This is a genomic window from Parasphingopyxis sp., from assembly GCF_028279465.1.
Taxonomy (GTDB): Bacteria; Pseudomonadota; Alphaproteobacteria; order Sphingomonadales; family Sphingomonadaceae; genus Parasphingopyxis.
In genome coordinates, this window is sequence record NZ_JANQNS010000015.1 from 1 (window position 1) to 24,439 (window position 24,439).

Here is a 24,439-nt window from a genome sequence, read left to right on the forward strand (position 1 = left end):
TCGCGGCACCGGCCCGCTCCCCCTCCCGACCTCCCAATAAGTGTACCCTGTGGGAGGTCGGGAGGGGGAGCGGCCCGGTGCCGCGCCTGAGGCGAAAGCCGAAGGTCTGACAAACAAACTCGCTTATCCAGCGCCCTCAGCATCCAGCGCATAGCCCGCCGAGCGCACGGTGCGGATGATATCGGTCTTGCCGCCCTTGTTCAGCGCTTTGCGGAGGCGCCGGATATGCACATCGACGGTGCGCGGCTCGATATCGCTGTCATGGCCCCAGACGGAATCGAGCAGGCGCTCGCGGCTGAACACGCGGCCCGGATGTTCGAGGAAATGTTTGAGCAGACGGAATTCGGTGGGGCCGAGCGGAATGACTTCGCCGTCGCGGCGCACCTTGTAGCTCACCGTGTCCATCGCGATGTCGCCATGGAGCAGCGGCTCGCCGGCGAGCGCCGGGCGCACGCGGCGCAGCACCGCCCCGACCCGGGCGACGAGTTCGCGCGGGCTGAACGGTTTGGTGACATAATCGTCAGCGCCGGTTTCAAGGCCGCGGACCCGGTCTTCCTCCTCGCCGCGCGCGGTGAGCATGATGATCGGGACGTTGGCGGTGTCAGGCATGCGGCGCAGGCGGCGGCAGACTTCAATGCCGGAAAGCCCCTCGATCATCCAGTCGAGCAGCACAAGATCGGGCGGATTTTCGCGTGCGAGCAGCAGCGCTTCTTCGCCATCCACCGTGTGCTTCACATTGAATTCCTCGCGCTCGAAATGCCAGATCAGCAATTCGGTCAGCGCCATATCGTCTTCAACCAGCAGGAGTTTTGCCTTGCTCATTCTTCCAGTTCCTCGATATCGGCCATATGGGTTTCGCCGGCCGTGCGGTCCTCCAGATACTCCCCCGTCGCCGCGAAATAGACCATCTCCGCGATATTCGTCGCATGATCGCCGACCCGTTCGAGATTTTTCGCGATGAACAGCAAATGGGTCGATTGGGTGATGTTGTGCGAATTCTCCATCATATAGGTGAGGAGCGCGCGGAATAGGCTGTCGTAGAAGTCGTCGACCGCTGAATCCCGCTCGATCACCATTCGGGCCATTTCGGCATCGCGCGCGGCGAAGGCGTCGAGCACGTTATGCACCATTTCCTGCACGATCTGCGCCATGGCGGGGAGGATGCTGAGTGGCTCGATATCGACGCGGTGATCGAAGATCGGCACGCGCTTCGCGATATTCTTGGCATAATCGCCGATCCGTTCGAGCACGGTCGCGATTTTGATTGCCGCCACTGCCTCGCGCAGATCGTCGGCGAGCGGCGCGCGCAGCGCGATCAGGCGGACGGCGAGCCGTTCGACCTCGGCTTCCAGTTCGTCGATCCGGACATCTTCGTCGAGAATGCGGTTGGCGGTTTCCAGATCGTGCCGCGTCAGCGCATGGATCGCATCGCCGATCGCCGTTTCGGCAAGGCCGCCCATCTCGGAAACAAGCGCCCGCAGTTCGCCGATATCGTCGTCGAACGCCTTGACCGTATGTTCGCTGCTCCTGGGCATTATGGCCTATCCGTTTAGCCGTAGCGGCCGGTGATATAATCCTTCGTCCGCTCCTGATGCGGGTTGGTGAACAGTTCCGACGTTTCGCCATATTCGACGAGATTGCCGAGATGGAAAAAGGCGGTGCGCTGCGACACGCGCGCCGCCTGTTGCATGTTGTGCGTGACGATCACGATCGCATATTTGCCGCGCAGTTCGTGGATCAGCTCCTCGATCTTGGCGGTCGCGATCGGGTCCAGCGCCGAGCAGGGTTCGTCCATCAGGATCACTTCGGGATCGACGGCGATGGCGCGCGCGATGCACAGTCTTTGCTGCTGCCCGCCGGACAGTGCCGTGCCGCTATCGTCGAGCCGGTCCTTTACCTCCTCGAACAGGCCGGCGCGGATCAGCGATTTCTCGACGATCTGATCGAGCTCGGACTTGGAACCGGCAAGGCCATGGATCCGCGGCCCATAGGCGACATTTTCGTAGATCGACTTGGGAAAGGGATTGGGTTTCTGGAACACCATCCCGACCCGCGCGCGCAGCTGCACCACATCCATATCCGGATCGTAGATATCTTCGCCGTCGAGCTCGATCTGCCCGCTCGTCCGGGCGATCGGGATCGTATCGTTCATGCGGTTCAGCGTGCGCAGAAAGGTCGATTTGCCGCAGCCGGAAGGGCCGATAAAGGCCGTGACATTGTCCATGCCGATATCGATCGAAACATCGTCGATGGCCTGTTTGTCGCCATAATAGACGTCGACGTTGCGCGCCGTCATTTTGAGCGAAGCCGGATCGACGAGCGGTTCGTCGGTGGCGGGTTTCGCCTCGGGTGCGGCCTGAGTGTCCGTTGCATCGTTCATGATATCACCAGCGTTGTTCATATTTGTTGCGCAGCCAAATCGCGAGTCCGTTCATCACGAGCAGGAATACGAGCAGTACGATAATCGCCGCCGAAGTCTTCTCGACAAAGCCCGGGTTGAGTTCGTCCGACCAGAGGAAAATCTGCACGGGAAGCACGGTTGCCGGATCGGTCAGCCCGTCGGGCGGCGACGGAACGAAAGCGCGCATGCCGATCAGCAGCAGCGGCGCGGTCTCGCCGAGCGCGCGGCTCATGCCGATAATCGTGCCCGTCAGGATGCCGGGCAGCGAGAGTGGCAGTACGTGATGGGTCAGCACCTGCACCGGCGAGGCGCCGACGCCGAGCGCGGCGTCGCGGATCGACGGCGGCACCGATTTGATCGCATTCCTGCCCGCGATCACGATCACCGGCATCGTCATCAGCGCGAGCGTCAGGCCGCCGACGATCGCAGCCGATCGGGGCAGATGGAATGTGTTGAGGAATATCGCGAGCCCGAGCAGGCCGAAGATGATGGAGGGTACGGCCGCGAGATTGTTAATCGAGACCTCGATAATGTCGGTCCAGCGGTTCTGCGGCGCATATTCCTCCAGATAGACGGCGGCGAGCACGCCGATCGGGAAGGCGAGGGCGAGCGTCACAAGCATGGTGAACAAGGATCCCTTGAGCGCCCCCCAGATGCCGGCCAGCGTCGGATCGCTCGAATCTCCCATGGTCAGGAAAGTCCAGCTCAGCGCGCTGCGCACCTGCCCGGCCTCTTCGAGCGCCTGATAACGCTCCATCATGGCGAGGCGTTCCTCGCTCTGATTCTCACCCGCATCACCGCGCGCCGCGAAATCGATCTCGGTCGATGCCGGCATCCAGATCACTTCGCTGCGGTTCAGCAATGTCGGGTCGTCGGATACGGCGTTGCGCAGCTGGACCCAGGCACCATTGGAGAACAGCGCCTGGCCGTCATCGCCATAGGCGGCGACCATCGATTCCTGGGCAAGGCCCTGGAAATCGGCCAGAGCCAACAATTGCTCGCGATCGTTGCCGTCAAGCTGCTCGGGTTCGATAACGATGTTGGAGGCCGCGAAATCGACCGGCAGCGCGATCTGCACCTGGGTGAAACCGCGCGCGCCGCTGGAGACCATGGTGAAGAGCAAAAAGGCCAGGAAACCGGCGGACAAGAAAACCGCTGCCAGACCGTAAAAGCGGAAGCGCTTTTCGGCGCGATAGCGCGCCCTGATGCGCCGCTGCATGGCGTCGGTTTTCCAGTCGGTCGGCTGACGACCATCGGTGGAGGCGGTTGTAGCGTTCATCTATTCATAAGCCTCGCGGAACCGTTTGACGACGCCGAGCGCGATGATGTTGAGCAAGAGCGTCACAATAAACAGCACGAGCCCGAGCGCGAAGGCGGCCAGCGTCTTGGAACTGTCGAATTCCTGGTCGCCGGTCAGCAGCTGGACGATCTGCACCGTCACCGTCGTCACGCTCTCGAACGGGTTGGCGGTCAGGTTGGCGGCAAGGCCCGCGGCCATCACCACGATCATCGTTTCGCCGATCGCGCGGCTGACGGCGAGCAGCACGCCACCGACAATGCCCGGTAGGGCAGCAGGAATCAGCACCTTTTTGATGGTTTCCGAATTGGTCGCGCCCATCGCCAGGCTGCCGTCGCGCATCGCGCTGGGCACCGCGGCGAGCGAATCATCGGCCATCGAAGAGACGAAGGGGATAATCATCACGCCCATCACAACACCGGCGGCCATCGCGGATTCGGATGAGGCGCTGCTGACTCCGAGCACATTAACCGCGAAATCGCGGACGGCGGGCGCCACCGTCAGCGCCGCGAAATAGCCGTAAACCACGGTCGGCACACCGGCGAGAATTTCGAGCACCGGCTTCATGACCGAGCGCACGCGCGCCGGGGCATATTGGGTGAGATAGACGGCGCTCATCAGGCCGAGCGGGATCGCGACGATCATCGCGATAATCGCGCCGATCAATATCGTGCCCCAGAAGAGGGGGATCGCACCGAAGGAACCCGGATCGTCGCTGAACGTCGTCGAGGTTGGGCTCCATTGCGTCCCGAAGATGAACTCGATCGGCGATATGCGGTCGAAGAAGCGGATCGTTTCGAACAGGAGCGAGGCGACGATGCCGACGGTCGTCAGAATGGCGATCAGCGAGGCGATGAGCAGCACCCACATCACCACCCGCTCGACCCGGTTGCGGGCGCGAAAATCGGGGCGGACACGTAGAAAGGCGAAAGCGCCGCAGGCAAAGGCGAGCAGCAGCGTCGCGATTGTGCCGATGATGCCGTAAAATCCCGACGCCTGTTGATAGGCGGGCACCAGCTCCTCGGCTTCCGGGTTGAACGCGGCGCCCAGCGATCCGTCGGCCAGTGCGCGCGCCTCGCCGAGAATGGCAGCCCGTTCGATCTCCGAATCTGGCAGAACCTGCGCCGCCGGATCGGCAAGCACAGACTGTTCGATAAGGCCGGGGCTGAAGATCGCCCAGATGGCGAGGAAGATCAGCGCCGGCAGACCGAGCCACAGCGCTACATACCAGCCATGATAGCTGGGCAGCGAATGGGCGCGAAAGCCGTCCGTCGGCCGCAGCTGCGCCGCGCGCATCCGCGCGGTGAACCAGCCGATGGCGGTGAGGCCGATAACGAGTGCAAACAGGAAGAAAAGGGACAAGGTTGCGGGCTTCTTCTTTCAAGCGTGTTGCGAAGGGCTTTACGGTAGCGTGCTGGCAAAATCCATCGGTGCTAGTCGGCGCTCTCGCTCGCTGCGGACACCAGGCCGGCAAGGGTCTGCCGGGCCGTCTCGGTTGCCGCTTCGGCCATCGGGATGAGGCCGATTTCCGCAAGATAGCCATCGCCGCCGATCGCCGAGGCATATTCGTTCAGGAACGCCTCAAGCCCCGGCACATTGCCGAGATGCGCGCGCTTCACGTACAGATAGAGCGGCCGCGCGGCGATATAATCGCCGGACTCGATCGTCGCCATCGTCGCTTCGACACCGTTGATCGGTACATTGGCGACCGTATCCGCATTTTGCTGGATATAGTTGAAGCCGACGACCGCGATCGCGCCCGGATTGACGACGACCATCTGGGTCATCCGTTCATCGTCTTCGCCCGATTCCTGAAAGATATTACCGCCGCGGATTTCGTGGCAATAACGATCGTGCCGGTCGGGATCGCTCTGCTCCATCTCGACCATCTCCGGATTGGAATGACAGCCGACTTCAAGCACGAGATTTTCGAACGAGTCGCGCGTGCCGCTCGTTTCGGGCGGGCCGTAGACGAGAATCGGCTGCTGGGGCAGCGACGGATCGACATCGCTCCAATACTGCGCCTCGTTGATATCGCCATAGGGCTGGGCGGCCAGCGCTTCGTAGAGCTGCTGCGCCGTGATATCGGTGACTTCGCCATTCGGGCTGCGCGCCAGAGTCACGCCGTCGATGCCGATCTGGATCTCGACGATATCGGTTACGCCATTGGCTTCGCACTGGCTGCGCTCGGCGTCGGTCATCGCGCGCGAGGCGTCCACGATGTCCGGCGTGTCGCCGCCTATGCCTTCGCAGAAACGCTGGATGCCCGCCGCCGTGCCGATCGATTCGACCATGGGCTCGGCCGCATCCGGATTGCCTTCCACGAAGCGCGCCTTGACCGCTTCGGTAAAGGGAAACACGGTCGACGATCCGACGATCAGAATATTGTCCCGGTTGAATTCGCTCGCTCCGCCACAGGAAGAGAGCAAAGCCGCAGAGGCGAAAAGGGCCAGAAACCTGCCTGTCATGTGATACCCCATGATTAGTGCGAATCAGATCGCTTCGGAGATTCGCGTCGCGCTTTCTCCGGGGGATTGTGTGACGAACTCATTACGTGCCGATGACATAGTGAGGGGTTTTTTCGGCAAATCGACGCTGACTTTCGTCCCTTTGCCCAGCTCGCTTTCGATGTTGAGCCGGCCGCGATGGCGTTCGACGATATGTTTGACGATGGCGAGGCCGAGGCCCGTGCCGCCGAGCGAGCGGCTGCGGCCCGGATCGACGCGGTAGAAGCGCTCGGTGAGACGCGGCAGGTGTTCGGGTGCAATGCCTTCACCGCGATCCTCGACGGACAGGCGCATCATATCGTCCGAGATCGGCACATAACGGACGATGATCGGCGACTCGCGGTCACCATATTTGAGCGCATTGCCGACGAGATTGCTGACCAGCTGGGTGATCTGTACGCGGTCGCCGGCGATGGTGACGGGCTCTTTCGCGGCGCGAATGTCGATCCGGTCTTGCTCGACGCCCTGATCGGCGCAGATGGCAAGACAGGCTTCGGTGATCAGCGGCCCCAGCTCGATCTCATCGGCCGGCGCCCGGTATTTTTCCGCTTCGATCCGCGACAGCGACATCAGATCGCCGATCAACCGCTGCATCCGGCTCGCTTCGCCGTGCATGATCTTGAGGAAGCGGTTGCGGGTCTTTTTCTCCTTGGCCGCGCCATCCTGCAGCGTTTCGATATAGCCAAGCAGCGAGGCGAGTGGCGTGCGCAGCTCGTGGCTCGCATTGGCGACGAAATCGGCGCGCATCTTTTCCGCCGCATGGGCGCTGCTGCGGTCGGCGAGCCGGACGAAGCGGGCATTGCCCTTGAGCTCGTGAATGATCAGCTCCCAGGGCCGTTCGCGTTCGCCGATACCGACAAGCTCCATCGCGACCCGGGATTCGCTGGCACCCGCTTCGCCGGTCAACCGGTCGGCGGCGGCGGGGTGGCGGATCGCAAGCCGGACGTCCTCGCCCACGATATGCGTGCCGAGCAGCGCCTGGGCAGCGGGATTTGCCCGTTCGACGCGCCGGCCCACGATCAGCAGGTTCGGATCGTCGATCGCGTTCATCAGCTGTTCGAGCGTGGGCAGATGCGCTTCGTCGAGCGGGCGCTCGACCGGTTCCGGCTCTGGCTCTTCCGGCGCTTCGACTTCGGGCGATACTGCAAAGGTCAGCGCGATTCCGCCGAGCAGCCCGCCCAAGGCGGCCAGAATCGCCGGGATCGGCGGCGCGCCCAGGCTATAGGCGACAAAACCGAGCCCAAAAGTGGTTAATAGCGCGACAATGGCGCGGAGAGGGGTTATCTGACCCATTGAACATGTAATACAGTTGTTATGTTACACTCGCCAGTACGGGATCGAATTGGCCGGTGATGTGGTAAATCCGGGAAGGACGGCATGAGCGAGAAGCGCGAAGACGATACGCCCGAAGCCGAAGGTCTGGCAAAGCCCGGCCGTCGTCAGGTGCTGGCGCTCGGCGCTGCCGCCGCGTCCACCGTCGTGACCGTGCGTCCCGCTCTGGCGCAGGCGCAGGTATCGATTATGGCCTGCGAAATCCCTATCCCCGATCCAGCCCGCATGGGCAACTATATCGCCGCCGACGGGTCGGTCGTGCCGCCGGGCACGCCGGGCGCGTTCCCGCCGCCGGGCCGCAATCTGATCGGCGAGGAAGTCCGCGACGCCGTATTGGGCGGCGGAACGATCCCCGGCTATGGCTATGAGCAGAGCCAGGCCTATACAAACTATATCCGCCGCCTGCAGTCCGGCATGAGCGGCTTTACCTGCTACGCATCGATCCAGATGTCGCGGAGCTGACGCTCCACCGGAAACCGTCATGAGCGACGCAATATTCCGCGCCGATCCGCCCGAGGCCCGGCGCATGGTTATGCTCGATGGCGTTGCGCTGATTTTTCACCGGCCCTCGGGCCTCACCCATATCGTCGCACCGCCGGCGCCGCAGATATTGGAAGCGCTGGGCGAGGGGGATGCGAGTCCCGATACGCTGCTCGAGCGGCTCCAGCGCGACTATGATTTCGGCGCGGCTGACGATCTGGCGGCGGCGCTTGATGCGCGGCTGGCAGAGTTGGAAACCGCCGGACTGGTGTGGCGACCATGAGGCACGAATTTCGCGTGCAAGTGGGTCCCGCCGCCTTCCGGATCGGATCGGACTGGCGCCAGCCGCTCGATCAGATGGCGGCACTCTACAACGGCTATCCGACGCCAGAGATCCCGGACTTCACCGTCCGCCTGTTTGCCCGGCGTTTCTGGCGTCGGTTCCTGCGCCCTTCGGTGATGATCGGTGGCGACTATATGCTGCCCGATGCCGCGCCGCTCTCGCTGGCGCATGGCATGCTCGGCGCGGAGATGGGCATGAACCTGCAGATGGCGCTGGGCCAGCGCCGCTATCTGCTGCTCCACGCCTCGGCCGTCGAGCGCGACGGCAAGGCGCTGCTAATGACCGGCGAATCCGGTGCGGGGAAATCGACATTGTCGGCCCTGCTCGGCGAGCGCGGCTGGCGCTTTATGGGGGACGAGTTCGCGCTGGTCGATCTGGAGAACGGCGCGATCCACCCCTTTCCTCGTCTCGTGAGTCTCAAGAATGAAGCGATCAGCCTGTTCGAAGACAGTGTGGACGCCAGCCGCCTCGGGCCGCTGATGCGCGATACGCCGAAGGGCGATATCCGCCATTTGCGCCCGCCCGACGATGCGGTGGAGAAGATGCACGAGCCCGCGCACCCGGCGCTGTTGTTGTTCCCGCGTTTCGGCCATGCGCCCGATATTCGCGAGATCGGCCAGGCCGAAGTGTTCGTCCGCCTGACCCAGGCATCGACCAACTATGTGATGCTGGGCGAAGTGGGCTTCGATACGCTGTCACGTTTGGTGACCACCATACCGAGCCGGGCCGTCGACTATCCGGATACCGAAAGCGCTGTCGACAGCGTCGAACGGCTCTGGGCGGAGCTGGCGGCATGAGCGACGCTCGGCCTCTCGTCCGCGCGCTTACCGACCCGGCGTCGACCGGCGACCTCGATCCCGCCGGCTGGACCGCCCTGATCGCCATGGCGCGGGCTGAGCAATTGATGGGCACGCTCGCGCATCGGCTCGATGGCCTTGACGTGCCGGACGCCGTCGCCCGCATCTGCGCCGATGCGCGGCTGTCGATCGATCATGGGCGGCGCCAGGCCTTGTGGGAAGCGGAGATGGCGCGCCGTGTCCTCGCGCCGCTCGGCGAGCCAGTCGTGTTGCTCAAGGGCACGGCTTATGTCGCGGCCGGTCTGTCAGCCGGTGTCGGCCGCTCGATCGGCGATCTCGATATTCTCGTCCGCCGTGAAGCGCTGGACGCGGTCGAGCGCGCGCTGATCGCGCAAGGCGGCTGGGAGTGGGTGAAAGAAGACGAGTATGACGACGCCTATTATCGCGATCATATGCACGAGCTACCGCCGCTGATTCACAAGGATCGCGATCGGATGATCGACGTGCATCACACGGTGCTCCCGTTGACCGCGAAGCCGATGCCCGACGCGGCTGCGATGATCGAAGAGAGCGAGGCGCTTGATGACGGACTGCGCATTCTCTCGCCGCCCGATATGATTTGCCACGCCGCCGCACATCTCTTTGCCGATGGCGATCTGGCGGGCGGTTTGCGTAACCTCTGGGACATCGATCGACTGCTCCGCGATTTCGATGAGCGGGACGGGTTTTGGGCGGCGCTTGGCGAAAGGGCGGACCGGCATCAGCTGGCCAAACCGGTTGCTTGCGCCCTGCGCCTCGCCGAAACCCTCTACGAGACACCTGTCGATGGCGACGTCGCAGGCAAGTCGCGTGCCGGGGATGCACTCTATGTCCGCCGCTTGCTGGCGCGCGATGATTGGGGCGGCGAGACGCGCAAGGGCCTCCGCCTGGCCTTCTACATCCGCTCCCACTGGCTCCGCATGCCGCCGCTTATGCTCGCCCGGCACCTCTGGACAAAATGGCGAGGCAAAGCACATCATGACAGCTAGCTGTTGTCCAAGGAGAGCGCAGTATGTTGATAGTTTCGTGTCGAAATCTTGTAATCTTCATGCTCGCTCTATCGGTATCGGCGTGCTCTTCTGCTGATCCAAACTCTGACGAATCGTCGCCAGAAAGCGCAATATCTGAACAAGATACAGCGGATTTTCCTACTATCGATGTAGATCCTGACGCGGCTGACGTGACGCTGTCACGAACGGCCGTTTCTAAGTTTCACACCGATTATAATAATCGTGATTTCGCAGCAATCAGCCAGGGCACTGATGCCTACAGCGATACGTCGCGGTCTAATCGCGCCCCGAATCCTATGTATTCATTGTTGAGAGAACATTTTGGGGAGATGTACGAAACACGGGAGGTGGGCTGGACACGATCTGAAAACTCGAGCCGACATCTGATGACCTTTAGGCAAGAAACTACATTTGAGAACGGTCAGGCGTTTGAAACATTCTTTTTTCTGATACGTGACGAGGAACCAAAACTCGCGATGTATTCTATTAGATCGGGTGAGGTAGAGTTATCCTTCAACTAGTACTGGGAAACGTTCTCCTTTACCGCTCTCAACGGACCGATTTGATGAGCCATTCTCGAACACATTGCTCTGCTATGGAAATGGCAAGCATTTGCTGGCAGACCGCCCGGCGCGATGACTGACGCCGCAGATATTTCGCCGCCCGGCCCCTTCGCTGCCGTCATTCTGGCTGCGGGCAAGGGCACGCGCATGAAATCGGCACGTCACAAGGTGATGCATCCGATCGCTGGCAAGCCGATGCTCGGCCACCTCATGGATGAACTGGCGACACTCGAACCGGCAAAAACAGTCGTCGTGCTGGGTGCCGGGCGCGAGGAGGTCGAGCCGTTCGTCGAAGCGCGCGGCGCGGTAGTCGCGGTGCAGCAGGAACAGCTCGGCACGGGCCATGCCGTACTCCAGGCACGCGAGGCGCTGGCCGGGTTCGACGGGATGGTGCTGGCTTGCTTCGGAGACGTACCGATGGTGCGCGCGCGGACGGTCGCGCTGATGCTGCACCGGCTGCAGGCAGATGAACCAGCCTGTGTGGTGCTCGGCTTCCGGCCGGACGATCCGGCGGCTTATGGCCGGATTATCGCGGACGCATCGGGCCGCATTGAGAAGATGGTCGAATATAAGGATGCAAACGATGAAGAGCGCGCCGTAAACCTGTGCAATTCCGGCCTTATCGCGGCGAAGGCGGAGGATATGTTCGCGCTGCTCGATCGCGTCGGAAACGACAATGCGCAGGGCGAATATTATCTGCCGGACATGGTGATGGTCGCGCAGGCGGACGGGCGGCATAGCGCTGTTATCGAGGCCGAAGACTGGGAGGTTGCCGGGATCAACAGCCGTGCGGAACTCGCCGCCGTCGAACGCGCATGGCAGGATCGCAAGCGCGCCGAGGTTATGGCGGATGGCGCTAGCTTGGTCGATCCGGCCACCGTCTGGTTCAGCCACGACACCGAGATCGGGCGTGACGTGACGATCGAACCGCAGGCCCGCTTCGGCCCAGGCGCGCGCATTGCCGATGGCGCGACGATCCACGCCTTCAGCCATATCGAGGGAGCCAGCGTCGGGCCGGGCTGTTCGGTCGGTCCCTATGCGCGGCTGCGCCCCGGCGCGGTGATGGAAAAGGGCGCCAAGGTCGGCAATTTCGTCGAGATGAAAAAGGCCGTGCTCGGCGAGGGCGCGAAAGCCAGCCATCTCACCTATCTGGGCGATGCGACGGTCGGCGCGCGGGCGAATATCGGTGCTGGCACGATCACCTGCAACTATGACGGATTTTTCAAATATCAAACCGAGATCGGGGCGGGGGCCTTTATCGGTTCCAACAGTGCGCTCGTTGCCCCGGTGAAGATCGGCGATGGCGCGATTGTCGGCGCGGGTTCGGTGGTGACGAAAGATGTCGCGGCTGACGCGCTCGCCCTAGCGCGCGGTGAACAGAGCGCCAAGCCCGGCTGGGCGCAGAAATTCCGCGATGTGATGCGGAAGAAGAAAGCCAAAAAATAGAGTCGATATGCCGAAGAAGATATTTGTCTGGTCGGCCCATCCGCGCGCAGAATCGCTGAGCGATGCGCTCGCGGATGCTTATGCGGCTGGCGCAGAACAGGGCGGGGCGGAGCTGCGCGTTCAAAAACTCAGCGCGATGGAATTCGACAGCAATTTCGCCGGCTATACCGGCGAGCGCGTGCCGCTGGAGCCCGATTTGCAGGCCTGGCAAGACAATGTCGGCTGGGCCGAGCATCTGTTCTTCGTCCATCCCTATTGGTGGGGCGCGATGCCCGGCCGGGCCAAGGCGGTGCTCGATCGCGCCCTCGTCCCCGGTTTCGCCTTCAAATATCACGATAAAGGACTGGGCTGGGACAAGCTGCTCACCGGCCGCACCGCCGATGCGATGATCACCTCCGATACCCCGCCTTGGTACGATACGCTGAAAAACCGGAAACCGGGGCGGCGTGTTCTGAAGAATCAGGTCCTTGGTTTTTGCGGGATCAAGGTTCGCAACATCATCCAGATCGGCCCGGTCAAGACCGCGAAACCCGAGACGATCGAAGGCTGGATCGCGCGTGCGGAGCGGATGGGCGCGGAGGCAGCGAGGGGCTAAGCGGCAGCGGAACGACGATTGTCTGATGGACAATCGGATCGCGAAAGATACCGCCCCAGCTCCCCAAAAATCTCCCGCTCAGTTTTGCGCTGGAAAGCCGGCGGTTTGTCATTCAGCCGTCGATCAGATGTCGCGGTCCCGGTCCTTTGAGCCCCGCCCGGTCTTCCGGGTTATAGAGCTGGCATTTTTTGAGGCTCAGGCAGCCGCAGCCGATACACCCGTCGAGCCGGTCGCGCGTGCGTTCGAGCTCGGCAATGCGTGCATCGATGGTGCTGCGGATCGCTTTGCTGATCCGGGTCCAGTCCCGCTGCGTCGGATTGCGGCCTTGGGGCAGGCGGTCGAGCTGTTCGGCGATTTCGCGGATCGAGAGGCCCAGCTGCTGCGCGATCAGGATGAAGGACAGGCGGCGGATGTCGGATCGCAGGAAACGCCGCTGGCCGCCCGCACTGCGCAGCGGATGGACCAGGCCCTTCTCCTCGTAAAAACGGATCGCCGAAACCGCGAGGCCGGTGCGCGCGGCCAAATCGCCGATCGAGAGGAGAGCGGTTTTCGCCATAACAGTGATCGTATCTTCCGTTGAAAATAATGCTTGAGCTCAACTTAGCTTGAGGTTGTAGCAATCGCAAATCGGAAGCGCAGGAGACTGGGTCAAGGCAGCGAGATGCGGTGGCCCCGGGCTCCGAAGACAGGAGAAATGCGATGACGAATGCGCGTATCGAACATGTGAATATTACCGTGACCGACCCCCAGCGCTCGGCCGATCTGATGCACGATCTGTTTGGCTGGGAAGTCCGCTGGCAGGGGGCTTCGCAGCTCGGCGGCGAGACGATCCATGTCGGCAATGAGACCGACTATCTGGCGCTCTACACCAATGAGGCGACGCAGGCCGTCGATCCGCGCTTTTCGAAAGGCAAGCCGCTCAATCACGTCGGCGTGGTCGTCGATGATCTTGATGCGGTCGAGCGCAAGGTGGTCGCGGCGGGGTTAGAGCCGTTCAGCCATGCGGACTATGAGCCCGGGCGGCGCTTCTACTTTTTCGACTGGAACGGCATCGAGTTCGAAGTGGTGAGCTATGCCTGAGCGCCGGCTTACGCGGATCGAAAAGCTGCTGGCGCTCATGGCGCCGCATATGGCTACGCGCGGGTGCGATATTGATGCCGCTCGTGTTGCAGCGACCGACAAGGTCGAGAAGTGCGAGGGCCGGCCGGAGGCGGAAGAATCGTCGTCCGTCAGGCCGCGCCGGAGATCGCCGCCAGCGCGGCGGCGAACCGGTCCATATCGGCAGGCGTATTGAACACATTGGGAGATACATAGACGCCGTCATTTGGACCTGGGAAATTACCCCATGTATAGATGCCGAAATCCTCGCGAAGCGTCCGCGTGAGATTGCGCCCGGTCGTGCCCGAAACGGCGATCCGGGCGAGCCCGGCGCGCCGGGCGGGATCGCGCTCGGTAACCACGCGGACATTGCCGTTCGGCGCGAGCGCGTCGGTCAGATAGGCGAGGAGGTAGCGGACGCGGGCCGCCTTCCGCTCCGGCCCGATCTGTTCGTAAAAGTCTATCGCCTGTCCGATCGCGGCATAGGTTGGCCCGGGCACCGTGCCCACATATTCGAACTTGCCGATATCGGTCCTGTCGGGCGGGACGCCATAGAGCGGCCAGAGATCGGCGATCCGATCCTGCCGGACAAACAGCGCGCCCGTCCCGAGCGGCGCGTTCAGCCATTTGTGCAGCGAGGTCGCAAAATAATCGCAGTCCAGTGCGCGCATATCGACCGGGATCTGACTGAAACTGAGCGCGCCATCGACCAGGACTTGCGCCTCATGCTCATGCGCGAGCGCCGCGAGTTCGCGGATCGGCAGGTTATAGCCCCAGCCATCGACGAGATGGCTCGCAACGATCAGCTTGGTGCGCGGCGTTATCTGCGCGCGGAAGGCCGACACGACGTCGTCGACCGAGGGCGATAGCGGCAGCGAAACGGTCCGCGCGACGACGCCGTGCCGGGCCGCGCGCTGATTGACGATATAGGCCGCATATCGCTCTTCGAACTCGCTCATCAGGATTTCGTCGCCCGGTTCCATTGACAGGCCCCAGATGACGATATTGAGCCCCTCGGTCGTGTTGCGGGTGATCGCAACCTCTTCGGGTTGAGCGCCCATCAGGCGGGCCAGCCGTCGGCGATGATCGTGGCGATGCGCGTAGAGCGTGTAATTGTGCGGGCGGGGCTGCGCACCGGCCATGCGGTTGTACCGGTCGAGCGCATCGATCACCGAACCGGGCTGCGGATTATTACCCCCGCCATTGAGCACAACATAGCGGCCGTCGAGCCGATAGGCGCTGGCGATGGCCCGCCAATAGGCTTCGTCCCGCGCGACATCGTCCGGCGACCGGCCAGTCACGGCTTGCGCAGCGCTGGCCGCGATCGCGAGCGCATTCGAGGTAAGCCCGATCGCCACGCCCGCCCCGATCACGGTTCGCCGGTTGGTATGGATCGTCATTTTTGGTGCCCCTTATTTGCAAACGATACGACTCGGTACCGTACCAACTACGTAACGATATACCATAATATTTGTCGTGATATCGGGCATGTTTGTCGAAATGCTCAGTGTTCGCGAGTGCCGTCAGAGGTACCCGGCAGCACATGCGGAACGCGGAGCAAACGCCCTGTTTACTTGATGCTATCCGTTTTCCGGCTAAACAGCTGCCAGTTGCGAGGCTTTTGGACGCGGGGAAGACGGCGCCTATGTGCGGCATCATCGGAATATTGGGAACGGCGCCGGTTACGGACCGGCTGATCGACGGTCTGCGCCGGCTCGAATATCGGGGCTATGATAGCGCCGGGGTCGCGACGCTGAGCGATGGCGCAATCGAACGCCGCCGGGCCGAGGGCAAGCTCGATAATCTGGTCAAGGTGCTGGCCGATAGCCCTGTCGATGGGGCGGTCGGCATCGCGCATACGCGCTGGGCGACCCATGGCGCGCCGACCACGGACAATGCCCATCCGCATGCGACCGAGGAAGTCGCGCTCGTCCACAATGGCATCATCGAAAATTTCAAGGAATTGCGCGAAGAACTGCTCGCGCGTGGGCGGACGTTCGAGAGCGAGACGGATACCGAAGTCGTCGCGCATCTGATCACCGAATTTCTCGAGGCGGGCGAGGTACCGCGCGATGCGGTGCGCAAGACGCTGGACCGGCTGCATGGGGCCTTTGCGCTCGCCATCATGTTCAAGAGCCATCCCGACATGCTGATCGGCGCCCGGCTCGGTTCGCCGCTCGTCGTCGGCCATGGGGACGGGGAGAGCTTTTTCGGGTCGGATGCGCTGGCGCTCGCGCCGTACACGCAGCGGATCAGCTATCTCGAAGAAGGCGATATGGTTGTCATCACGCGCGATGCGACGATGATCTACGATGCGAACGACGAGCTCACTGCGCGCCCGGTCAGCGAGAGCGGCGCCTCGGCGACGATGATGGAAAAAGGCAATCATCGCCACTTCATGCAGAAGGAGATTTTCGAGCAGCCGATCGTCGTCGCGCAGACGCTGCAAAGCTATCTCCGCCCGCTGGAGGAACAGGTCGCATTGCCCGACATGCAGTTCGATCTGGCCGGGTTCGACCGGATTTCGATCGTTGCGTGCGGCACCAGCTATTATGTCGCGATGATCGGCAAATATTGGATCGAGCAGTTCGCCCGGGTGCCGGTCGAAGTCGATGTGGCGTCCGAGTTCCGCTATCGCGAACCGGTGCTGACCGACGATCAGCTCGCGCTGTTCATCTCGCAATCGGGCGAAACGGCGGACACGTTGGCCGCGCTCAAACACTGCCAGAAAGCTGGCGTGAAGACGGCCGGGATCATCAACGTGCCGACCAGTTCGATGGCGCGCGAAGTGGATCTGCTGCTGCCGACCAATGCGGGACCCGAGATCGGCGTCGCCTCGACCAAGGCGTTCACCTGCCAGCTTGCCGTGATGGCGGCCTTCGCGACCAATCTCGCCCGCGCCAAGGGCAAGCTCGATGCGGATGCCGAACGCGATATCGTGCGCCACCTGTCCGAAGCGCCCGAGGCGATGAACGCCGCGCTCGGCCATGACGAAGATATCGCCGCGATGGCGGGCAGCATCGCCGAGGCGCGTGACGTGCTCTATCTGGGTCGCGGACCCGATTATCCGATGGCGCTCGAAGGTGCTCTGAAACTCAAGGAAATCAGCTATATACATGCCGAAGGTTACGCGTCCGGCGAGATGAAGCATGGGCCGATTGCGCTGATCGACGACGCTGTCCCGCTGGTCGTCATCGCGCCGTCCGGGCCGCTGTTCGAAAAGACGGTGTCCAACATGCAGGAAGCCCAGGCGCGCGGCGCGAAGGTCGTGCTGATTTCCGACGGCGAGGGAATCGCCAAAGCCGGCGAGGGCACGATCGCGACGATCGAAATGCCCAAAGTCCACCCGCTCATCGCGCCGCTCGTCTATGCGATCCCCGTGCAACTGCTCGCCTATCATGTCGCCGTTGCGAAGGGCACCGATGTCGATCAGCCGCGCAACTTGGCGAAGAGCGTGACGGTCGAGTGAGTTTGCTGATCGTGCTTGCCGCGCTGTCCGGTGCGATGGCCGTCGGTGCCGGGGCGTTCGGCGCGCATGGGGCGCAGGGCGATGCGGCGGAGTGGCTGAAGACGGGCGCGCAATATCAGCTCGCCCATGCGCTGGCGGCTTTGCTCGCGGTGCAGTTCGATGCGCGCGGCCCTGCGTGGCTGTTCGTGGCCGGCGGCCTGATCTTTGCCGGGACGCTCTATCTGATGGCGCTTGGCCTCCCGCGCTGGCTCGGCGCGATTACGCCGATTGGCGGCACTTTACTAATCGGCGGCTGGCTCTGGCTCGCCTGGGTTGCGCTACGCGGATAGCGGCGTCCGGCGAATGGACTCACAGCCGAAGATCATCATCCTCAACGGCGTCAGCAGTGTCGGCAAATCCACATTGGCCCGAGCCGTGCAAAACGCATCGCGCCTGCCGTTCCTGCATGTCTCGCTCGACGCCTTTCTCGCGATGATCCCGGCGCGCCTGTTCGATCATCCGGACGGCATCGCGTTCCGCACATTGGAGGCCGACGGTCCGCCCGTCACCGAAGTGACAACCGGCCCCATCGTCGATCGCATGTTGCGGGGGATACCGTCGGCGGTCGCCGCACTGGCCGCAGCGGGCAACAATATCATCGTCGACGAAGTCTTCTTTCGCGGCGGGGAGCGGCAAGGCTATGCGGACGCGTTTGCGGATTTCGACGTTGTCTTTGTCGGGCTGTTCGCGCCGCTTGATGTAGTCGAAGCGCGCGAGCGTGCGCGCGGCGATCGCGATATCGGGCTGGCGCGTTGGCAATATGATCGCGTGCATGCCGGTCAGACATACGATCTGGAAATCGATACCGGCGAGGCGAGCGCGGCAGAGGCAGCCCGGACACTCTGCGAATGTTTGAATATCACCTGAAATCGGAAAGGGGTGGTTCTAGCGTGTAACGCTTGAGCGCTGCCCATCGAACAGATTGGCACAAGATGAGGACCGGTCACCATGCCCAGCACAACCGAGAAATTCCAATTCACAGGCCGGGACGGTCAGACGCTGGACGGGCGGCTCGAGCTGCCGCGCGGTGGCGCCCCGACCGCGATCGCGCTGTTCGCGCATTGCTTTACCTGCACCAAGCAGAGCCGCGCGGCGACACAGGTTTCAGCGGCGCTGGCCGAACGCGGCATCGCCGGGTTGCGCTTCGATTTCACTGGGTTGGGCGGCAGCGAGGGCGAGTTTGCCAATAGCGGTTTCGCCTCCAACGTCGCCGATCTGGTCGCCGCGGCCGATGCGCTGCGCACGCATATGGCTGCGCCGTCCCTGCTCATCGGTCACAGCCTGGGCGGTGCAGCGGTCCTCGCAGCGGCAGACCATGTCGCCGAGGTTAAAGCGGTTGCGACGATCGGTGCGCCCTTCGATGTCGAACATGTATTGGGACAACTCGGCGAGGATTTGGCGAAAGTGGAAGCCGAAGGCGAAGCGGACGTCCATATTGCGGGCCGCGCCTTCCGTGTCGGTCGCGACTTCGTCGAAGAGACGCGCAATCAGCCGCAGGAAGCGCGGATCGCCGCGCTCAGCAGGGCGCTGCTCGTCTTGCATGCGCCGGACGACGATATTGTCGGGATAGAGAATGCGAGCCTGATCTTTCAGGCGGCCAGGCATCCGAAAAGCTTCGTGTCTCTGGACGGCTACGATCATCTGCTGACCGAACGGCACGCCGGCACCTATGTCGCCGGGCTGATCGCTGCCTGGGCCGCGCGCTATGTCGGAGAGCCGGAGGACAGTAGTGCCGCGGTTCCGCGCGGCATCGTCACCGTCGAAAGCGCGGGCGGCAAATATACCCAGCGCGTGCAGGCCGGGCCGCACAGCTATCTGGTCGATGAACCGCCCGAGCTGGGTGGCGACGATCTGGGGGCTACGCCGTACGACCAGCTGCTCGCCGCGCTCGGCACCTGCACGGCGATTACGATGCAGATGTATGCGCGGCGCAAGAAGATTCCGCTCCAGGGCGTGAAAATCGAACTCGAGCATAGCCGCGAACATGTCAATGATTGCGCGACCTGCAATAATGACGAGAACCGGATCGACGTGATCGACCGGGCGATCGAACTGATCGGCGATCTGACCGAGGAGCAGCATGCGCGACTGATCGAAATCGCCGACAAATGCCCGGTCCATCGCACGCTGGAAAACCGCATCGACGTGCACACGACGGTGATCGGCTGACCGCTTTGCGGCGAAAGCTGGCCTTTGGAATAATCAACCAATCCACTCTCGCCAAAGCCCGGCGAAGCGCCTAAAGGCGCGGGCATGACCGACATGCGAACGAAAGCCGACCCCGGCCTGACGCCGGAACGGCTGACCCATCTCCAGCGCCTCGAGGCCGAGGCCATTCATATCATGCGCGAAGTCGTGGCCGAGACCGAAAAGCCGGTGATGCTCTACAGCGTCGGCAAAGACAGCTCGGTCATGCTGCATATCGCACTCAAGGCCTTTTATCCGGGCCGTCCGCCATTCCCGTTCCTGCACATCGCATCGGGCTGGGACTTCCAGGCGCTGATCGAGCATCGCGACCGCACGGCAGGGGAACATGGTCTCGAGCTGATTGTCCACCATAATGACGAGGGCGAAGCGGCCGGTATCAACCCATTCGACACCGGATCGGCGACCTATTCGCAGACCATGCTGACCGATCCGCTCAAACAGGCGCTGACAGACCATGGTTTCGATGCCGCGTTTGGCGGCGGGCGGCGCGACGAGGAAAAGGCGCGCGCCAAGGAGCGGGTATTCAGCTTTCGCAATGCGAGTCACGGCTGGGACCCGAAGAACCAGCGCCCGGAGCTCTGGTCGCTCTACAATGCGCGCAAGAATAAGGGCGAAAGCATCCGCGTCTTCCCACTCTCCAATTGGACCGAGCTCGATATCTGGCAATATATCCATCTGGAAAATATTGACATCGTACCGCTCTATTATTCGGCGAAACGCCCGACTGTGGAGCGCGACGGGCTGATACTGATGACCGACGACGACCGTTTCCGTTTCGAGGAAGGCGAACAGCCGGTCGAAAAGTCGATCCGTTTTCGGACGCTCGGCTGCTATCCGCTGACCGGCGCCGTCGAGAGCGAGGCCGCCGATTTGCCGTCGATCATTCAGGAAATGCTGCTCGCGACCGGATCGGAACGGCAGGGGCGGTCCATCGACAAGGGGCAGGGTGCTTCGATGGAGCAGAAGAAGCGGGAGGGCTATTTCTGATGGCCGATGTGGAAATCTCCTATCGCCCCGACGCGCTCGCCGCGGAGGATATCGACGCCTATCTCGACCAGCATCAGCATAAATCGCTGCTGCGGTTCATCACATGCGGGTCGGTCGATGATGGCAAATCGACGCTGATCGGGCGGCTGCTCTACGATTCCAAGATGATCTTCGAGGATCAACTCGCCGCGCTCGAAGCGGACAGCAAGCAGGTTGGGACACAAGGCCAGGATATCGATTTCGCATTGCTCGTCGACGGCCTCGCGGCCGAGCGCGAGCAGGGCATTACGATCGACGTCGCCTATCGTTTTTTTGCGACCGACAAGCGCAAGTTCATCGTCGCCGATACGCCGGGCCATGAGCAATATACGCGCAACATGGTCACGGGCGCCTCGACCGCCGATCTTGCTGTCATCCTGATCGATGCGCGCAAGGGCGTGCTGACCCAGACCCGCCGGCACAGCTATCTCTGCCACCTGCTCGGCATCCGCAATATCGTGCTCGCCGTGAACAAGATGGACCTGGTCGATTACGAACAGGGTGTGTTCGACGATATCGTGTCCGACTATCGCGATTTCGCGACCGAGATCGGGATAGAGGATTTCGTCGCGATTCCGGTGTCGGGCTTGAAAGGCGACAATATCATCGCCGCGAGCGAGGCGACGGCATGGTATGATGGCCCCGCGCTGCTCGATCATCTCGAGACGGTCGGGCTCGACTATGACCGGCGCCGCAAACAGCCCTTCCGCATGGCCGTACAATGGGTGAACCGGCCCAATCTCGATTTCCGCGGCTTTTCCGGCATGGTCGCCAGCGGCCGTATCGCGCCCGGCGATCCGGTGCGCGTGCTGCCGTCCGGCAAGACGTCGACCGTCCAGCGGATCGTATCGCTAGACGGCGATCTCGATCATGCGATTGCCGGCCAGTCGGTAACGATCACGCTTGCCGACGAAATCGATTGTTCGCGCGGCGATGTCATTTCGGCCGCGGACGCACCACCCGAAGTTGCTGACCAGTTCGAGGCGACGATCGTCTGGATGGCGGACGAGCCGATGCTGCCCGGCCGGCCCTATGTCATGAAGATGGCGACGAACACGATGCGCGCGACGATCACCGACGAGAAATATCAGGTGAACGTCAACACGATGGAAAGATCGCCGGGCAAGCAGTTGAGTTTGAACGGGATTGCCGTCTGCAATATCTCGACCGACAAGGCCGTCCCCTTCACCCCTTATGACGACAATCCGGACCTGGGCGGTTTCATACTGATCGACCGGCTGACCAATGCGACGGTCGGCGCGGGCATGATCCATTTCGCGCTTAGGCGCTCGCACAACATCCATTGGCAGGCCGTCGATATCACGCGCGACGCCCATGCGGAGCAGAAGGGGCAGAGGCCGAAATTGCTCTGGTTCACTGGCCTGTCGGGCTCGGGCAAGTCGACCATCGCCAATTTCGTCGAGAAGAAGCTGCACGCCATGGGGCGGCATAGCTTCCTGCTCGATGGCGACAATGTGCGCCACGGCCTCAATCGCGATCTCGGCTTTACAGCGGCCGATCGCGTGGAGAATATCCGGCGCGTGGGCGAGGTCGCCAAACTGATGACCGATGCCGGGCTGATCGTGCTGACGGCCTTTATCTCGCCCTTCCGCGCGGAACGACAGATGGTCCGCCGGATGATACCCGAAGGCGAGTTTGTCGAAGTGTTCGTCGATACGCCGCTCGAGGTCGCCGAGCAGCGCGATATCAAGGGACTCTACAAAAAGGCGCGTGCCGGGGAGCTGAAGAATTTCACCGGCATCGACAGTCCCTATGAAGAACCCGAAAATGCCGAGATCCGCGTCAACACGGTCGAGATGACGGCCGAAGAGGCGGCCGAATATATCGTCGAGCAACTGTTCACGGGAGATTGAGGCCGATGGAAGAGGGCATGATCGTTCGCGGCGGTTGCCATTGCGGCGCCGTCCGGTTCGAGGCACTGATCCGCGAGCCCCGTCCCGAACTGCTCGACTGCAACTGTTCGATGTGCAGCAAGACGGGATTCCTCCACCTGATCGTCCCGCATGACGATTTCACCCTGGTCTCGGGCGAAGAGGCGCTGACCTCCTATCGCTTCGGCACGGGCGCGGCGAACCATCTCTTTTGCAAGCATTGCGGCATCAAGAGCTTCTACCAGCCCCGCAGCCATCCTAAAGCGTGGAGCGTCAACTATCGCGCGCTCGACGATGGGCATGGATTGGACGTCACGGTGCGGACCTTTGACGGGCGGAATTGGGAAGAGGCGCGGGCGGAGCTGGGCTGACGGTCCGCGCTTCGGCCAAGCCGGAGTTGCTCGTCTTGCCGGTGTCCGCATCGCTTTCCGGCGCCCAGCCCGGCGGCCCGAACAAATGCATCCAGAATTCGCGCGGCGATCGGGCGTTCTTCAGATCGCGGAAGAATTGCGGCAGTTCGGAAATCCAGACGATCAGCGGATTTACGGCCTCGAAATCGCGCTTCAGTCCGTAGCGCGGTGTTTCCTCTTCCCGCTGGTAGGTCCCGAACAGCCTGTCCCAGACGATCAGGATGCCGCCATAATTCTTGTCGATATATTTGTCGTCGCAGCCATGATGGACCCTGTGGTTGGACGGCGTGTTCAGGATCGCGTCCAGAAAGCCGAGCCGGCCGATCAGCTCGGTATGGATCCATGTCTGATAGGCCAGCACGAAGAATATGCCGAACAGGACAACCGATGGCGGAAAACCCAGAAAGATCAGCGGCAGATGGGCAAGGGCCGAGAGGACACCTTCGAGCGGGCCGAAACGGATCGCAACGCTCGTATTCATATAGCGCGAGGAATGATGGACCGCATGTTGCGTCCAGAAGAGCCGGACCCGATGGGCGATCCGATGCTCCCAATAATAGAAGAAGTCGCAGGCGATGACGCCAAGCAAGATGGTCCAGACCGTGATCGGGAATGTCCAACCGACAAGGCTATCGGCGATCAGGACATAGCCGAGATAGGCCAGTGACAGCAGAAATATCTCGGCGAGCAGCGATGGAATTTGGGTCGAGATGCTGGCGATCATGTCGAGAAAGCCGCGCCACCGGAACGATGGCGAGAACAGGCCCTTCACGATCTCGATCGCAAGGATCGCAGCGCCGATCAGGAAGAAAACGTCATCGAAATCGGTAGCGAGTTGTTCGACAAATTGGGGTGTCATTGGCTGCCAGTCCCCAGCCCGCTTTCGAGCGTGCGCCAGGCAAGGTCGGCGGCCTGCTGGTGGGTGATCTCACCAGCTTTGACGCTTTCCCACGCCGCATAGAGCAGATGGTCAAAAGCCTGAACGATCCAGTCCGTTGGAACAGCCGGGTCGAACAGGCCGTCCTGCTTCGCCGCGTCGATCATCTCCCGCGTTTCGTTTGTCTGCCGCTCGAACTCCGCCGCGATTGCCGGGTCGCTCTCGACCGGTTCGGTGGCGAGGAAGCCATGACGATCGCCGAGCGGGATCAGGGCGGCCAGCATGTTTCGGAACGCTTCGGCATAGGAGGGGGCATCAGCACAGGCCGCCTCCGCAGCGGCGTCCATTTCTTCGATTGCGATCAGCGCCAGCGCATGGATCAGCGCTTCGCGGCTCGCAAAATAGCGGTGCAATGTCGCGCGGCCGACTCCGGCCCGATCGGCGACGGCGGATAGAGGAGCGCTGGGGTCTTGGCGCAATACGTCGAAGGCGGCCTCGACAATAGCGTCCTTGGTGTTGGGGCGAATCGAATCTGTCATGAGACAAATATGTCTCATTTGAGACGAAAGTCAACACCCAGCTCAGCCCGAAATCGAACCGCCCGGTTTTG

26 protein-coding genes are annotated in these 24,439 nt (G+C 62.3%); 15 read left to right on the forward strand and 11 right to left on the reverse strand.

Annotation, left to right across the window (positions count from 1 at the left end; translation table 11 throughout):
- Positions 1–123: 123 nt before the first annotated feature.
- The 7 genes from phoB to Q0974_RS09370 form a co-directional block, all read right to left on the reverse strand.
- Positions 124–822, reverse strand: coding sequence for a phosphate regulon transcriptional regulator PhoB (phoB, locus tag Q0974_RS09340; RefSeq protein ID WP_299326878.1), 699 nt, complete (start codon positions 820–822; stop codon positions 124–126).
- Positions 819–1,535, reverse strand: a complete 717-nt coding sequence (gene phoU, locus Q0974_RS09345) for a phosphate signaling complex protein PhoU (protein ID WP_299326880.1) — start codon at positions 1,533–1,535, stop codon at positions 819–821. Before phoU ends, phoB begins: the two co-directional genes overlap by 4 nt.
- Before the next feature lie 14 nt (positions 1,536–1,549).
- On the reverse strand, positions 1,550–2,296 hold the full coding sequence (pstB, locus tag Q0974_RS09350) for a phosphate ABC transporter ATP-binding protein PstB (RefSeq protein WP_299328474.1): 747 nt from the start codon (positions 2,294–2,296) through the stop codon (positions 1,550–1,552).
- Between the two features lie 88 nt (positions 2,297–2,384).
- Positions 2,385–3,680 (reverse strand): phosphate ABC transporter permease PstA, encoded by a 1,296-nt coding sequence (pstA, locus tag Q0974_RS09355; protein ID WP_299326881.1) that lies wholly within the window; start codon positions 3,678–3,680, stop codon positions 2,385–2,387.
- Positions 3,681–5,060 carry a phosphate ABC transporter permease subunit PstC gene (gene pstC / locus Q0974_RS09360; protein ID WP_299326884.1) on the reverse strand — a complete coding sequence of 460 codons (1,380 nt, stop codon included), beginning with the start codon at positions 5,058–5,060 and terminating at the stop codon, positions 3,681–3,683. It abuts the gene before it with no gap.
- 71 nt (positions 5,061–5,131) lie between these two features.
- The gene (locus Q0974_RS09365) at positions 5,132–6,166 is read right to left on the reverse strand and encodes a substrate-binding domain-containing protein (protein ID WP_299326886.1); all 1,035 of its coding nucleotides are present in this window, start codon (positions 6,164–6,166) and stop codon (positions 5,132–5,134) included.
- A gap of 24 nt (positions 6,167–6,190) precedes the next feature.
- Complete coding sequence (locus Q0974_RS09370) at positions 6,191–7,498, reverse strand: ATP-binding protein (protein ID WP_299326888.1); 1,308 nt, start codon at positions 7,496–7,498, stop codon at positions 6,191–6,193.
- A gap of 84 nt (positions 7,499–7,582) precedes the next feature.
- Between Q0974_RS09370 and Q0974_RS09375 the strand changes: the two genes are divergently transcribed.
- The 7 genes from Q0974_RS09375 to Q0974_RS09405 all read left to right on the forward strand — a co-directional run bounded on the left by Q0974_RS09375 (position 7,583) and on the right by Q0974_RS09405 (position 12,810).
- Positions 7,583–7,999 carry a hypothetical protein gene (locus Q0974_RS09375; RefSeq protein ID WP_299326890.1) on the forward strand — a complete coding sequence of 139 codons (417 nt, stop codon included), beginning with the start codon at positions 7,583–7,585 and terminating at the stop codon, positions 7,997–7,999.
- Between the two features lie 19 nt (positions 8,000–8,018).
- On the forward strand, positions 8,019–8,300 hold the full coding sequence (locus tag Q0974_RS09380) for an HPr-rel-A system PqqD family peptide chaperone (RefSeq protein ID WP_299326892.1): 282 nt from the start codon (positions 8,019–8,021) through the stop codon (positions 8,298–8,300).
- Entirely contained in the window at positions 8,297–9,157 is an 861-nt protein-coding gene (locus Q0974_RS09385; protein ID WP_299326894.1) for an HprK-related kinase A, read from the forward strand. Before Q0974_RS09380 ends, Q0974_RS09385 begins: the two co-directional genes overlap by 4 nt.
- Complete coding sequence (locus Q0974_RS09390) at positions 9,154–10,185, forward strand: nucleotidyltransferase family protein (protein WP_299326896.1); 1,032 nt, start codon at positions 9,154–9,156, stop codon at positions 10,183–10,185. Before Q0974_RS09385 ends, Q0974_RS09390 begins: the two co-directional genes overlap by 4 nt.
- 23 nt (positions 10,186–10,208) lie before the next feature.
- A complete protein-coding gene (locus tag Q0974_RS09395) occupies positions 10,209–10,727 on the forward strand; it encodes a hypothetical protein (protein ID WP_299326898.1) in 519 nt (172 codons plus the stop codon).
- 114 nt (positions 10,728–10,841) lie between these two features.
- A complete protein-coding gene (glmU, locus tag Q0974_RS09400; RefSeq protein ID WP_299326900.1) occupies positions 10,842–12,215 on the forward strand; it encodes a bifunctional UDP-N-acetylglucosamine diphosphorylase/glucosamine-1-phosphate N-acetyltransferase GlmU in 1,374 nt (457 codons plus the stop codon).
- Between the two features lie 7 nt (positions 12,216–12,222).
- A complete protein-coding gene (locus Q0974_RS09405) occupies positions 12,223–12,810 on the forward strand; it encodes an NAD(P)H-dependent oxidoreductase (protein WP_299326902.1) in 588 nt (195 codons plus the stop codon).
- A gap of 112 nt (positions 12,811–12,922) precedes the next feature.
- Here the strand turns inward: Q0974_RS09405 and soxR are convergent, their stop codons facing one another.
- On the reverse strand, positions 12,923–13,366 hold the full coding sequence (gene soxR / locus Q0974_RS09410; RefSeq protein WP_299326904.1) for a redox-sensitive transcriptional activator SoxR: 444 nt from the start codon (positions 13,364–13,366) through the stop codon (positions 12,923–12,925).
- 143 nt (positions 13,367–13,509) lie between these two features.
- Here soxR and Q0974_RS09415 point away from each other — a divergent pair, with 143 nt between their 5' ends.
- Positions 13,510–13,890: a VOC family protein gene (locus Q0974_RS09415; protein ID WP_299326906.1), complete on the forward strand. Its 381-nt coding sequence runs from the start codon at positions 13,510–13,512 to the stop codon at positions 13,888–13,890.
- A gap of 149 nt (positions 13,891–14,039) precedes the next feature.
- Here the strand turns inward: Q0974_RS09415 and Q0974_RS09420 are convergent, their stop codons facing one another.
- The gene (locus Q0974_RS09420) at positions 14,040–15,308 is read right to left on the reverse strand and encodes an aminotransferase class V-fold PLP-dependent enzyme (protein WP_299326908.1); all 1,269 of its coding nucleotides are present in this window, start codon (positions 15,306–15,308) and stop codon (positions 14,040–14,042) included.
- A gap of 245 nt (positions 15,309–15,553) precedes the next feature.
- Between Q0974_RS09420 and glmS the strand changes: the two genes are divergently transcribed.
- From glmS to Q0974_RS09455, 7 genes are all read left to right on the forward strand, one after another.
- The gene (gene glmS / locus Q0974_RS09425) at positions 15,554–17,377 is read left to right on the forward strand and encodes a glutamine--fructose-6-phosphate transaminase (isomerizing) (protein ID WP_299326910.1); all 1,824 of its coding nucleotides are present in this window, start codon (positions 15,554–15,556) and stop codon (positions 17,375–17,377) included.
- Positions 17,374–17,706 (forward strand): DUF423 domain-containing protein, encoded by a 333-nt coding sequence (locus Q0974_RS09430; RefSeq protein WP_299326912.1) that lies wholly within the window; start codon positions 17,374–17,376, stop codon positions 17,704–17,706. Before glmS ends, Q0974_RS09430 begins: the two co-directional genes overlap by 4 nt.
- A gap of 13 nt (positions 17,707–17,719) precedes the next feature.
- Entirely contained in the window at positions 17,720–18,283 is a 564-nt protein-coding gene (locus Q0974_RS09435) for an AAA family ATPase (protein WP_299326914.1), read from the forward strand.
- 81 nt (positions 18,284–18,364) lie between these two features.
- A complete protein-coding gene (locus Q0974_RS09440; protein ID WP_299326916.1) occupies positions 18,365–19,585 on the forward strand; it encodes a bifunctional alpha/beta hydrolase/OsmC family protein in 1,221 nt (406 codons plus the stop codon).
- A gap of 84 nt (positions 19,586–19,669) precedes the next feature.
- Entirely contained in the window at positions 19,670–20,611 is a 942-nt protein-coding gene (gene cysD, locus Q0974_RS09445) for a sulfate adenylyltransferase subunit CysD (protein WP_299326918.1), read from the forward strand.
- Entirely contained in the window at positions 20,611–22,524 is a 1,914-nt protein-coding gene (gene cysN, locus Q0974_RS09450) for a sulfate adenylyltransferase subunit CysN (protein WP_299326920.1), read from the forward strand. The genes cysD and cysN overlap by 1 nt, the downstream gene beginning before the upstream one ends.
- Before the next feature lie 5 nt (positions 22,525–22,529).
- Positions 22,530–22,913, forward strand: coding sequence for a GFA family protein (locus Q0974_RS09455; RefSeq protein ID WP_299326922.1), 384 nt, complete (start codon positions 22,530–22,532; stop codon positions 22,911–22,913).
- Here Q0974_RS09455 and Q0974_RS09460 read toward each other — a convergent pair.
- Both Q0974_RS09460 and Q0974_RS09465 read right to left on the reverse strand, forming a co-directional pair.
- Complete coding sequence (locus tag Q0974_RS09460; RefSeq protein ID WP_299326924.1) at positions 22,855–23,811, reverse strand: sterol desaturase family protein; 957 nt, start codon at positions 23,809–23,811, stop codon at positions 22,855–22,857. The two genes, Q0974_RS09455 and Q0974_RS09460, sit on opposite strands and share 59 nt — an antisense overlap.
- Complete coding sequence (locus Q0974_RS09465) at positions 23,808–24,368, reverse strand: TetR/AcrR family transcriptional regulator (protein WP_299326926.1); 561 nt, start codon at positions 24,366–24,368, stop codon at positions 23,808–23,810. Before Q0974_RS09465 ends, Q0974_RS09460 begins: the two co-directional genes overlap by 4 nt.
- Positions 24,369–24,439: the final 71 nt, after the last annotated feature.